This window comes from Nocardia sp. NPDC003269, from assembly GCF_042888005.1.
GTDB lineage: Bacteria > Actinomycetota > Actinomycetes > Mycobacteriales > Mycobacteriaceae > Nocardia.
Map to the genome: position 1 here is coordinate 453,814 of NZ_JBIAPA010000001.1, position 12,682 is coordinate 466,495.

General features: G+C 69.8%; 9 protein-coding genes. 4 read left to right on the forward strand and 5 right to left on the reverse strand.

Annotated elements, in window-relative coordinates; genetic code table 11:
• Positions 1–4: 4 nt before the first annotated feature.
• Positions 5–418: a roadblock/LC7 domain-containing protein gene (locus tag ACFYWJ_RS01945; RefSeq protein ID WP_355271137.1), complete on the reverse strand. Its 414-nt coding sequence runs from the start codon at positions 416–418 to the stop codon at positions 5–7.
• Positions 415–4,167, reverse strand: a complete 3,753-nt coding sequence (locus tag ACFYWJ_RS01950) for an ATP-binding protein (protein ID WP_355271136.1) — start codon at positions 4,165–4,167, stop codon at positions 415–417. Before ACFYWJ_RS01950 ends, ACFYWJ_RS01945 begins: the two co-directional genes overlap by 4 nt.
• 317 nt (positions 4,168–4,484) lie before the next feature.
• On the opposite strand from ACFYWJ_RS01950, the gene ACFYWJ_RS01955 reads away from it, so the two are divergent.
• The 3 genes from ACFYWJ_RS01955 to ACFYWJ_RS01965 all read left to right on the forward strand — a co-directional run bounded on the left by ACFYWJ_RS01955 (position 4,485) and on the right by ACFYWJ_RS01965 (position 8,652).
• Positions 4,485–6,542, forward strand: a complete 2,058-nt coding sequence (locus ACFYWJ_RS01955; RefSeq protein ID WP_355271134.1) for an AMP-binding protein — start codon at positions 4,485–4,487, stop codon at positions 6,540–6,542.
• A 41-nt stretch (positions 6,543–6,583) separates the two neighbouring features.
• Positions 6,584–7,288, forward strand: coding sequence for a response regulator transcription factor (locus ACFYWJ_RS01960; protein ID WP_355271133.1), 705 nt, complete (start codon positions 6,584–6,586; stop codon positions 7,286–7,288).
• A gap of 107 nt (positions 7,289–7,395) precedes the next feature.
• Positions 7,396–8,652, forward strand: coding sequence for a HAMP domain-containing sensor histidine kinase (locus ACFYWJ_RS01965; protein ID WP_355271131.1), 1,257 nt, complete (start codon positions 7,396–7,398; stop codon positions 8,650–8,652).
• Positions 8,653–8,730: 78 nt separating this feature from the next.
• Here the strand turns inward: ACFYWJ_RS01965 and ACFYWJ_RS01970 are convergent, their stop codons facing one another.
• Positions 8,731–9,387 carry a hypothetical protein gene (locus ACFYWJ_RS01970; RefSeq protein WP_355271129.1) on the reverse strand — a complete coding sequence of 219 codons (657 nt, stop codon included), beginning with the start codon at positions 9,385–9,387 and terminating at the stop codon, positions 8,731–8,733.
• Positions 9,388–9,675: 288 nt separating this feature from the next.
• On the opposite strand from ACFYWJ_RS01970, the gene ACFYWJ_RS01975 reads away from it, so the two are divergent.
• The gene (locus ACFYWJ_RS01975) at positions 9,676–10,836 is read left to right on the forward strand and encodes a hypothetical protein (protein ID WP_355271127.1); all 1,161 of its coding nucleotides are present in this window, start codon (positions 9,676–9,678) and stop codon (positions 10,834–10,836) included.
• A 62-nt stretch (positions 10,837–10,898) separates the two neighbouring features.
• Here the strand turns inward: ACFYWJ_RS01975 and ACFYWJ_RS01980 are convergent, their stop codons facing one another.
• Complete coding sequence (locus tag ACFYWJ_RS01980) at positions 10,899–11,258, reverse strand: FKBP-type peptidyl-prolyl cis-trans isomerase (RefSeq protein WP_218716909.1); 360 nt, start codon at positions 11,256–11,258, stop codon at positions 10,899–10,901.
• A gap of 32 nt (positions 11,259–11,290) precedes the next feature.
• Positions 11,291–12,604 carry a citrate synthase gene (locus ACFYWJ_RS01985; protein ID WP_218716908.1) on the reverse strand — a complete coding sequence of 438 codons (1,314 nt, stop codon included), beginning with the start codon at positions 12,602–12,604 and terminating at the stop codon, positions 11,291–11,293.
• Positions 12,605–12,682 lie beyond the last annotated feature (78 nt).

Below are 12,682 nucleotides of genomic sequence, written 5' to 3' on the forward strand. Positions count from 1 at the left end.
ACCATCAGGAACCCATCTTGACGCGTGGCGTGGCCTGGACGGTCTGACCCACACGCTCGACCAACAAGGCCATTTCGTAGCCCACCTGACCGATGTCACACGAGGTGTTGGTCAGGACTGCGAGATACGAGCCGTCGCCGACTGCCATGAGCAGTAGGTAACCGTGCTCCATCTCGACGACGGACTGCAGTACCGTACCGCCTTCGAACAGATTGGACACGCCGACGGAAAGGCTTGCCAGTCCAGCGGTGACGGCGGAGAGCTGCTCCGCGCGGTCGACCGGGAGCTGGGCACTCGCGGCCATCAGCAGGCCGTCAGCCGAGACCAGGACGGCATGGGCTACGCCAGGAACCTCGTTGGCGAAGTTCGAAACCAGCCAATCCAGCTGACGGTTCGTACCACCTAGATCGGGGTTCATCGGTCTCCTTTATCTCCGGTTAGGTTCATTGCCTTCATTGCGCGGCCATCCCGGACGCCCTGCTGGTGACGACTCAAGCTGGACCTGATCGTTTCGGGATCACGTTGCGGGTTGGTGTCGGCCTTACCGGTCACACCGCCAGGCACGAGCCTGCCGCCCGGGTTGCGCTGAGGCAAGCCCGCAGCGGTACGGACCTCGGGCTGAGCCTCGCTGGCCCGTCGAGCGGCCTGCCATCCTTCGTCACCCGGTGATTCGAAGGCAGCGGCCACCTGGGACCGGTCGGAATTCTCATCCGTGAGCCACGCCGACATCATCTCCGCGAAGATCGGCGTTCCGCCCATGACGGAATCACCTTCCGGTGCCGGCTGCAACCTGGTCTGGAAGAACGACGCAGCCTTGGCCGGATTCGACCGGAAACTGTGCCGACCCGGATCGCGCCCTGCCGACGCAGCGTTCTCCGGCCCCGCAGGATCCCGATCCCGTTGCGGCAGAGCCACTCCGGGCCCGGCGTTCGCCTGCGGTACCACAGTAGCGCCGGGATCGCGCTGGGGCAGCCCAATCGGCGCAGCCGGACGCTGCGGCAGGCCGTTGGGCGCCTCCCGCTGCGGCAGACCGGCCGCGGGAGCCCGCTGCGGGAGCCCGTTCTCGCCGGAATCGCGCTGCGGCGCAGGGGTACCCGGCGCGCCACGCTGCGGCAGGCCGTTGGCCGGACGCGGCTGCTGACCGGCCGGATCACGCTGCGGCAGACCACCCGGCTGGGCGCCGCGCTGCGGCAGGCCGGTGGCCGGGTCGCGCTGCGGGAGACCACCGGTCTGCTCACGCTGGGGCAGGCCGTTGGACGGATCGCGCTGGGGCAGGCCACCGGTCTGCTCACGCTGCGGGAGACCGTTGGACGGATCGCGCTGCGGGAGACCACCGGTCTGCTCACGCTGGGGCAGGCCGTTGGACGGATCACGCTGCGGGAGACCACCGGTCTGCTCGCGGCCCGGCAGGCGCGGAGCCGGGTCACGCTGCGGTAGTCCGCCGGTCTGGTCCCGCTGCGGCAGCCCGTTGGACGGGGAGCGCTGCGGCAGCCCGGTCGACGGATCACGCGACACCGGACCGGAATCACGCTGCGGCGCACCGTTGCCCGCGGGGTCACGCTGGGGCAGACCACCGGTCTGATCGCGCTGCGGGAGACCGTTGGACGGATCGCGCTGGGGTAGGCCACCGGTCTGGTCCCGCTGGGGCAGGCCGTTGGCGGGACGCTGCGGCAGCCCGGCGGACGGGTCGCGCGGCGGCGCGCCGTTGGCGCCCGGCGAGCGCTGCGGCAGGCCACCGGCGGTGGTGTCGCGCTTGGGCGGCGCGGTGTCGCGCGGCGGCTGTGCCTGATCACGCGCCGGAGCGCCGTTGGCACCCGGCGAGCGCTGCGGCAGACCACCGGCCAGCGACTGCGGCGCACCGGCGGGTGTGGCGTCGCCCGGCTGACCCGGCGCGGACGGCGCACCCTGCGGACGCTGCGGTCCACCGGGTCCACCCGGTCCACCGGCAGCGAGGTTGCGCTTGGGCAGGTTGGCCGCGGCCAGCTTGCCGCGCTGCGGCACATTGCCCTGACCGGGCGCGGGCGGACGCAGGGTCGGCGAGGACTGCTCGGCGGCGTCCTGCTGGAGCCCCTGGGCCATCGAGTTACCCGGCTGTCGCTGCGGCAGCCCACCCTGACCGGCCGGGATCGGCCCGCTGCTGACGCCGGGATCGACGGTGACCATCACGTTGCCGCCCGGAGTCCGGGTGATCGCGCGGGTCTGCATCGTGCTCGGCTGGTTCTGCGGGGCCGGGCGCTGCTGCTGCGGCGCCTGCTGCGGTGCCTGCTGCGGCGGGATCACCGGGCCACCGGCACCGGAGACGATCAAGCCGACCGGCACGTGCACGGTGACGGTGACGCCCGGATCGCGCGCGGTGTCGAAGGTCGGCCGCAGGCGCACGGTCAGGCCGTGCCGCTCCGCGAGCCTGCCGACCACGAACAGACCCATGTGGCGGGCGGTGTCGGGACCGGGCTCGGCGGTCTGCTCGAGCCTGCGGTTGATCTCCGACATCTCCTGGGGCGGCATACCGATACCGCGGTCGGCCACCTCGATCAGCAGACCCTGGTCGTGGGCCTGGGCGAAGGTGAACTTGACGTCGGTCTCCGGTGGGGAGGCCCGCAGCGCGTTGTCGAGCAGCTCGGCGAACAGGTGCGCCATATCGGAGGCGGCCGGTTCGACCAGCGAGCCACGCGGGGTGGCGCCGAGCTTGACCCGCTCGTAGTCCTCGACCTCGGAGATCGCGGCACGCAGCACGTCGGCGATCTCGACCGGGGCCGACTTGGTCCGTCGCTGCTTGGTGCCGGCGAGGATGAGCAGGTTGTCACCGTTACGGCGCATGCGCGCCGCGAGGTGGTCGAGCCGGAAGAGGTTCTCGAGCAGGCGCGGGTCCTTCTCGTCGTACTCCATCGCCTCGATGAGGGTGAGCTGATGGTCGACGAGCGACTTGGAGCGCCGGGCCAGGGTCTCGAACATGTCGTTGACCTGCGAACGCATCTGCGCCTGATCACTCGCCAGGCGCAGCGCCTGACCGTGGATGTCGTCGACGGCGCGGGCCAGCTGGCCGATCTCCTCGTCCGAGCGCACCGGCATCGGCTCGAGCGGCACGTCCTCGGGCGCGGCACCGTTACGGAGCTGGGCGACCTCGTGCGGCAGATCGGATTCGGCGACGCGCAGCGCGGCCAGGCGCAGGCGGTGCAGCGGCACGATCATCGAGCGGGCGACGAACACGGCGAGCAGGAGCGCGGCGAGGATCGTCGCGATGACGACGCCGGTGTAGGTCCACGCGCCGGTCGCCGCGGCGGCGGCGAGCTCGTCCATCGAGGACTCGATCGCCTTGGTGGCCTCGTTGACCACGCCCTCGTAGCCGACGAGGCTGGTGTACAGCGAGGTACGCAGGTCGCCGACGGGCAGCTTGCCCGCCTGCACCTCGGGCCCGCTGATCAGGTTCTTGCGGGTGTCGGCCTGCGCCTTCAGGTCGGCGACGACCCGGTCACCGGCCGGGAAGCGGTTGGCGAGCACTTCGAGCAGGTGGTTCTCGGTGCTGACGCCGGTGAGGAAGTTCTGCGCTCCCGTCGGCATACCGCGCAGCATCTCCGAGAGACCGGCGAGTTCGTCGACGAGCAGTGACCGGGTGTTGAGCGAGTCGACCAGGCGCAGCTTCGCCGTGTCCATGACCGGGTCGCTCACCTGCGCGACGGTCGTCTCGACGATGTCGACGCTTTCCTTACGCATCTGCTCGACCGAGGCGAGCGCGGGCTCGGCCGAGGTCGTCATCGCCTTGCCCTGCCCGCGCACCGTCTTGGCCTGCGCGATCATCCGCTCGAGCGCGGCGTGCGCCTTCGGCAGATCGGTCAACCTGCCGATCGAGCCCTCGGCCGCCGCGATGGCGGCGTCGAGTTCGGTGAGGTCCTTGTCGGTGACCATCGTGACCCCGGGGCCAGCTGGCACCAACTGGCTGCCCGCCACCTTCGCGGTGCTCGCACTCAGCGAGGTGACCGACGGAATCGTGTCGATCTGCTCATTGATGCTCGACAGTCGGTTGGCCTCCGAGAACTCCGAGGTAATTCTCGACACGCCGAGCCCGACCGCGACCGCGAGCGGCACGGCCAGTACGGCCGTAACCTTCCAACGCAGGTCCCAGTTGCCGAGCGCCCAGCGCTTGCTGCCGGACCTAGCGGCGTCACGCATCTCCCACTCACTTTCCAAACTGGCCTCTACCAAGCGCCATCAGCGAACCTCCACAGGCGCAATGGTGGCTCGCCAGGCTAGCTGGCCGAGAACTGCGGCTGGCCGAGAAATTGCGTCTACGACTGCCCGAATAAGTGACATCAGATTCTAACGGATCAATAACTTCTTGGCTGACTCCCGGTAGAGGTCCGCGCGATGACCTGCCCGTTCCAGGCAAAACCAAAGGTCGCGGCACCCCCTCGGGTGTCGCGTGAAGTCTGCCACAATCATCAGGATCTATCGAGCGGGCATCGAAGCGAGGCTAGGGAGTCACGGGCTTGGACGTGGAACACGAGTACCGACCGGTCTATCAGACCAGTCTGGTCGACCCCGCCGACTTCTGGTCCGCCGCAGCTCAGGCCATCGAGTGGGACGTGGCCCCGCAGCAGATCGTCGACGCCGCCGACAAGCGCGCGGCCCGCTGGTTCCCCGACGCCCGGCTCAATACCTGCGTCAACGCTCTGGACCGGCACGTCAGGGCTGGCACCGTCGCCGAGGGTGGGCACGCCGATCAGGCCGCCCTCATATATGTCTCCGCTATGACGGACACCACCACCGTCTACACCTACGCGGAACTGCTCGACGAGGTCGCCCGATTCGCCGGAGCCATGCGTGATCTCGGCGTCGTCGCCGGTGACCGGGTCGTGATCTACCTGCCGATGATCCCCGAGGCCGTGATCGCGATGCTGGCCTGCGCGCGCATCGGCGCGGTGCACTCGGTGGTGTTCGGCGGCTTCGCCGCGCCCGAACTGGCCGCCCGCATCGACGACGCCGAACCGGTCCTGGTGGTCACCGCCTCGGGCGGGCTCGAGCCCAACCGCCGCATCGAATACCCGCCGATCGTGCTGCAGGCCCTCGACCTGGCGCAGACGGCGTCGGTGCGCACGGTGATCGTCAAGCAGCGCCCCGAGTTCCCGACCATCGAGTTCCCGGCCGCGCTGCCAGCCACCGACGTGCTGCCGTCCTCGGAGCAGACCGTCGCGGCCCGCTGGGTCGACTGGGCCGCCACCGTCGCCGACGTGACCCCGGCCGAGCCGGTCTCGGTCGCCGCGACCGATCCGCTCTACATCCTCTACACCTCGGGAACCACCGGCAAACCCAAGGGCGTGGTCCGCGACAACGGCGGGCACGCGGTCGCGCTGGCCTGGTCGATGCGCAATATCTACGACGTCGGCCCAGGTCAGGTGTTCTGGGCGGCCTCCGATGTCGGCTGGGTCGTCGGCCACTCCTACATCGTCTACGCGCCGCTGCTGGTCGGCGCGACGACCGTGCTCTACGAGGGCAAACCGGTCGGCACCCCCGACGCTGGCGTCTTCTGGCGGATCATCGACGAGCACGACGTGCGGGTGCTGTTCACCGCGCCGACGGCGTTGCGCGCGATCCGGCGGGCCGACCCCGAGGCCACTACCGCCCGTCGCCACGACCTGTCCCGGCTGCGGGCGCTGTTCTGCGCGGGCGAGCGACTGGACCCGGCCACCTTCGAATGGGCCTCCGACACCCTGCTCGCCGAGCACCCCGACACCCCGGTGGTCGATCACTGGTGGCAGACCGAGACCGGCTGGCCGATCTGCGCCGACCCGCTGGGCCTGCAGGAACTCCCGGTCAAGCCCGGTTCCTCGTGCGTGCCGGTGCCCGGTTACCGGCTGCGGGTGCTCGACGCGAACGGCAATCCGGTACCGACCGGCGTCGAGGGCAACATCGTCATCGGGCTGCCGCTGCCGCCCGGTGCGCTGACCGGCCTGTGGCGCGACCGCGAGCGGTTCATCCGCTCGTACCTGTCGGCCTTCCCCGGCCACTACCTGACCGGCGACTCCGGCTACTTCGACGAAGACGGCTACCTCTACGTCCTGGGCCGCAGCGACGACGTGATCAACATGGCCGGGCACCGGCTCTCGGCGGGCAGCATCGAGGCCGCCATCGCCGGGCACGACGCGATCGCCGAATGCGCCGTGATCGGCGTCCCCGACGAGCTCAAGGGCCACCTGCCGCTGGCGTACGTGGTGCTCAAGCAGGGTGTCGAGGTCGATCCGGAACAGCTGCGGACCGAGCTCGCCGAGCGGGTGCGCGAGCAGATCGGCGCCATCGCCACCCTGCACAGCGCGATCATCGTCTCGGGCCTGCCCAAGACCCGTTCCGGCAAGATCCTGCGCAAGACGATCCGCCAGCTCACCGCCGGTGAACACGTGGAGACCCCGGCCACCATCGAGGACCCGGCCGTGCTCACCGCGCTGGCCGACCGCATCCTGGCCAACCCCCCGCTGGGCAATCCGCCCCCGGCCGCGCAGGACACCCCGACCCCCGACCTCGACGGCGACCCGGTGGCACCGACGGCCTGACCATCGGGCCCGGTGGCGGCCACCGCCCCTAGGATTGCGGCGTGACCGATCGTGCTGCCTCCACTGTCCTGGTCGTCGACGACGACGAGGACGTCCTCGCCTCGGTCGAACGTGGCCTGCGGCTGTCCGGGTTCCAGGTGCTGGTCGCGCGCGACGGCGCGGCCGCCCTGCGCGCCGTGTCCGAGCACGCGCCCGACGCGGTGGTCCTCGACATGAACATGCCGGTGCTCGACGGCGCGGGCGTGGTGACGGCCCTGCGGGCGATGGGCAACGACGTGCCGGTCTGCGTGCTCAGCGCCCGCGCCTCGGTCGACGACCGGATCGCGGGCCTGGAGTCCGGCGCCGACGACTACCTGGTGAAACCGTTCGAGCTGGCCGAGCTGGTGGCCCGGATCCGGGCGCTGCTGCGCCGCCGCACCGACACCCCGGAGCCGGTCGCGCCCGGCGCGATCACCGTGGGCCCGCTGCAGCTCGACGTGGCGGGATACCGCGCGCTGCTGCGCGGCAAGGAAATCGAGCTCACCAAACGGGAATTCGAATTGTTGTCCACCCTGGCCAGGAATGCGGGTGTGGTGTTGACGCGCGAACGGCTGCTGGAATTGGTGTGGGGTTACGATTTCATAGCCGATACGAATGTCGTCGACGTGTTCGTCGGATACTTGCGACGCAAACTCGAAATAGATGACACGCCAAGGATTTTGCACACGATTCGCGGCGTAGGGTTCGTGCTCCGGGAACCGAAATGATCGAGGCCCCGCCGAAACGCCGTCGGAGACAATCGTTTTCGCTGCGAACCAGGGTCGCGGGAGCGGCCGCGGCGGGTGCCGTCGTCATCGTCTCGATCGCCGCTTTCGTGGGTTTCCAAGCGATCGAACGCAACAATGTGACCCAGACCGACCAGCAGCTCGAGATCGCCTCGCGGATCGTGCTGATCGAGCCGGTGCTGGCCACCGGCTTCGTCAACCTGACCGGGCTGCAGACCACCATGGCGCTCACCGTGCGTGACAACGGCCAGGTGACCGCGTCCAGCTCCACCCAGCTGCCCGATCTGCCGCCGGGCTCGCAGACCGTCGAGGTCAACGACCAGCCCTATCGGGTACTCACCACCACCGAGAACCAGCCCGCCGGTCGCACCGTCTCGCTGGCCATCCCGACCACCGAGGCCGCCAAGGCTACCGCCGATCAGCAGCGCTGGGTGCTCGCGGGCGCCGCGATCGCGGTGGCGGCGGCCGCGGCACTGGGCTGGCTGCTGGCCGGGCGCGCGGTCGGGCCGATCGTGAAGCTGACCAAGCAGGTCTCGGCGCGCAGTTCGTTCGGCGACCCGGACCACGCCGCCCAGCCGGTCGACGGGTCCGGGGTCGACGAGGCGGTGAAGCTGGCCGACGCGGTGAACACCATGCTGGCCCGCGTCGACGAGGCGCAGGCCGAGACCGCCGCCGCGCTGGAGACCGCGCGCGATTTCGCCGCCGTCTCCGCGCACGAGCTGCGCACCCCGCTCACCGCGATCCGCACCGACCTCGAGGTCCTGCGCACCCTCGATCTCACCGACGAGCAGCGCCGCGAGATCCTCGACGACCTCGCCCGCAACGAGACCAGGATCGAGACCACCCTCACCGCGCTGGAACGCCTGGCCCGCGGCGACCTCACCGCCGAGGCCGACCACATCCCCACCGATGTGGCCGACCTGTGCGATCAGGCCGCCCACGACGCCATGCGGCACAACCCCGGTCTCTCGGTCCGGATCGATACCGACGCCGAACTCGTGACCCGCGGGCTGCCCGCCGGGCTGCGCCTCGCCATCGACAACGCGCTGACCAACTCGGTCAAACACGGTGGGGCAACGCACGCCGTCGTCTCGGCGCATCGCGCGCCCGGCGAGCGCATCGTCATCGCCGTCGACGACAACGGCACCGGCGTGCCACCCGCCGAGCGCGACGCCGTCTTCGCCCGGTTCGCCCGCGGCACCAATGCCAGCAAGGGCGGTTCCGGCCTCGGCCTTGCCCTGGTGGCCCAGCAGGCCCAGTTGCACGGCGGGCGCGCCTATTTCGAGGACAGTCCGCTCGGTGGCGCTCGCCTGGTCGTCGAACTGCCGATCCGCGACGCGCCCTAGACGCGCGATAGCCCCGCCGCCGCGCCGATGCGCGAGGACGGGGCTATCGCGGAGCTATTGATCAGCCGCCCACGGAGATCAGGGCAGCACCTGCGGCACCGACTCCGGGATCACCAGGCCGATGACGGCACCGATCACGGCACCGGTCAGCGCGGTGGAGATCACCGACGGGATGGCGCAGAAGACGTAGCCGATGATGAACGCGGCCAGCGCGGGCACGCACATGATCGCCGCGGCCAGCGCGCCGATGGTGGCACCGGCGGCCGCACCGTTCTGGACGGGGTCGTGGTTGCCGGCCTCGGGGTTGGTGGCGATGTCCTTCAGCTCGGTGCTGGTGTCGGTCGACAGCTGCGGCGCCATCTGCACGGTCTTGCCGTCGGCGGAGACCACGGAGGCGATCGCGATGGCGTTGCCGTCGACGGTGTTCAGCTTCAGCGGGACCTCGCCGACGGTGACACCGGCGGCCGAGACCACGGTGACAGCGTCAGGGGTGATCACGAAGCGGCCGTTGTCGACGCTCGCGGAGATGGTGCGCAGGTCCGGCGAGACGGTGGTGCGGAAGTCGACGCCATCGGCGGCACCGGCGCTGGCCAGGCCGGTGGCGATCTGCGCCTGACGCTCGGTGTCGACGTCAGCGGCCGCGACACCCGCGGTGACCAGCGACGTGGCGACGGCCAGCGGCAGCGCGGCGACGAAGGCGCGCCGGCTCGCGCGGGTGATGGTGCGGTGGAACATGTTCGATGTCTCCCTCCCGATGCCCCCGGCGAATCCCCGAACCCCCCGGACGAATCGATGAAATCTCGATCTCGATTGACTCGAGATTTGTATCGGACCCAGCGAAACAATGGAAGGTAGTGTGACGTACGACATATTCCGGCGCGGTTTGGAGTCCCGATGAGCGGGAATCGCCCGCGCGGGAGGCGGTTCCGGCACACGGTCGGCTATCACCGCCGCCGCTGTCCTCACCGAACTCTCAGACATCTCCCACGACCCGGCGCGAACTCGCTCGATACCGTCGGCGGCGTGATCGGAAAACGCACCAGGTTGGTCTGTCTCGTCGCTGCTGTCGCGCTGGCGGGTGGTGGCATCGCGGCGTGCGCAGGCACGTCGGACGCCCCGACGGGGTTCGCGCTCGTCAACGCCGATACCGGGCCGACCGGGGAGCGCGTCGCCAAGGCCGTCCAGGACGCGGGCGGCTACGAGTGGACGGTGGCGAAGCCGGGCGAGGTGGACGCCGCCGACTACGCCGCGGTGATCACCCTGCCCGCCGATCTCACCGCGTCGATGGCGACGCTGGCCACGCCGGAACCCAAGCGCGCCAAGGTCACCGTCGCCGCGCACGACGGCGCGGACGAGAACGTGGTGAACGGCGCGGTCGCCGCCGTGACCCACCGGATCGGCGCCTCCGGGGTCGACGCCGCGCTCGCCGCGGTCGCGCAGGCCCGCAATCAGATGACCTCGGTGCAGTTCACCGCCCAGCTGCTCAACGCCGGTGTCAACGCGGCCGCCGACGGGGCCGCCCAGTTCAGCGGCGGCGCGCAGGAGATGCTCGGCTTCCTCGACTTCGCGAAACAGGGTGCGGGCGAACTCACCTCGGCCATCGCGCTGCTGAACCAGACCGTCGACGGCGCGACGAAGCAGGCGAATCAGCTCGCCGACGCGCTCGGCGCCACCGGCGTCACCATCGCCGGTGTGGAGCGCAGCGCCACCGCGCTGTCCACCGGCCTGGACCAGATCCTGCCGCTGCTGCGCGCCCTGCCGTTCGCCACCGACCCCCAGCTGGCCGACATCATCACCAAACTCGAAGCGCTGCGCGGCATCTCGAGTCAGGCGGGCGCCCAGCTGACCGGCCTGGCCGACCTGACCGGCGCCGCCGTCGACCCGAACACCGACCTCGGCACCCTGCTGCGCACCGTCGTCACCCGGCTCGACAGCGCCCGCACCCAGCTCACCCAGGGCGCCGAACTCGCCGAGGGCCTGCCCGCCCTCGCCGAACAGGGCGGCACCCAGATCACCTCCGCCATCGAACAGATGACCACCGGCGTCGGCGCCCTCCAGACCATCGTCGGCAACCTCAACACCCAGACCGGCAAGGCCATCGAAGCCCTCCCCACCCGCAGCCCCACCCAGAACTCCGCCCTCGCCCTCGCCCTCACCGACCCGGTCGAAGTCGTCCACGAGTAGACCGCCGAAGACGACTGTGGCCGGGTTCCGAAGGGAACCCGGCCACAGTGGCGTTCGGCTGGTCAGTTCGCGTTGAGCAGGTCGATCACGAAGACCAGGGTCTTGCCGGAGAGGTGGTGGCCTGCGCCGGCGGGGCCGTAGGCGAGCTCCGGCGGGATGGTCAGCTGGCGGCGGCCGCCGACCTTCATGCCGGGAATGCCTTCCTGCCAGCCCTGGATCAGGCCGCGCAGCGGGAAGGTGATGGACTCGCCGCGGTCCCACGAAGAGTCGAACTGCTCGCCGCTGTCGAACTCGACGCCGACGTAGTGCACCTCGACGGTGCCACCGGGCACCGCTTCCTTGCCTTCGCCCTCGACGAGGTCCTTGATCACGAGCTCGGTGGGCGCGGGGCCCTCCTGGAATTCGATCTCCGGCTTGGTCATTCGGCTATCCCCTTCGATAGTTTCGGTTCGGACTAACGACCAGCGATATCGCGGTAGTCACGCTCACCGTAACCGGTGTAGATCTGGCGCGGGCGGCCGATCTTGAGCGGCTCGGAGTGCATCTCGCGCCAGTGGGCGATCCAGCCGGGCAGGCGGCCCATGGCGAAGAGCACGGTGAACATGCGGGTCGGGAAGCCCATGGCCCGGTAGATGACGCCGGTGTAGAAGTCGACGTTCGGGTACAGCCGACGCGAGACGAAGTAGTCGTCGGTGAGGGCGGCCTCTTCGAGCTGCTTGGCGATGTCGAGCAGCTGGTCGTCGCCACCGATCTTCGACAGGATCTTGTCGGCGGCCTGCTTGACCAGGGTGGCGCGCGGGTCGTAGTTGCGGTAGACGCGGTGCCCGAAGCCCATGAGCTTCACGCCGTCTTCCTTGTTCTTGACCTTGCGGATGAACTCCTTGACGTCACCGCCGTTGGCCTTGATCTCGTCGAGCATCTCGAGCACGGCCTGGTTGGCGCCGCCGTGCAGCGGGCCCCACAGCGCGTTGATGCCACCGGACACCGAGGTGAACAGGTTGGCGTCGGAGGAGCCGACGAGGCGCACGGTCGAGGTGGAGCAGTTCTGCTCGTGGTCGGCGTGCAGGATCAGCAGCATGTCGAGCGCGGCGGCGATCTCCGGGTCGACCTCGTAGGGCTCGGCCGGGAAGCCGAAGGTCATCCGCAGGAAGTTCTCCACCAGCGACAGCGAGTTGTCCGGGTAGAGGAACGGCTGGCCGACCGACTTCTTGTACGAGTAGGCCGCGATGGTGGGCAGCTTGGCCAGCAGGCGGATGGTGGACAGCTCGACCTGCTCGGGGTCGCGCGGGTCCAGCGAGTCCTGGTAGTACGCCGACAGCGCGTTCACCGCGGACGACAGCACCGGCATCGGGTGCGCGTTGCGCGGGAAGCCGTCGAAGAACCGCTTCAGGTCCTCGTGCAGCAGCGTGTGGCGGCGGATGCGATCGGTGAAGTCGTCGAGCTGGGCCTGGGTCGGCAGCTCGCCGTAGATGAGCAGGTAGCTGACCTCGATGAAGGTCGAGCGGCCCGCCAGCTGGTCGATCGGGTAGCCGCGGTAGCGCAGGATGCCCGCTTCACCGTCGATGTAGGTGATGGCCGACTTGGTCGACGCGGTGTTCATGAAACCGGGGTCGTAGGTGACGTAACCGGTGCTGGCCAGCAGCTTGCCCAAGTCGAGTCCGTCGTTGCCCTCTGCGGCCTTGGTGACCGAGATCGGGAACTCGCCTCCGGGGTACTGCAGTACCGCCTTGGCGTCATCGGCGACGTTGGTGATGTTCTCAGCGGGCACGGAAGGATCCCTCTCAGGCTAGAACCGTAGGCACCGGTGCGGTCGGCACGCGGTGCACTTGCGCTAACGCTAGCTGTT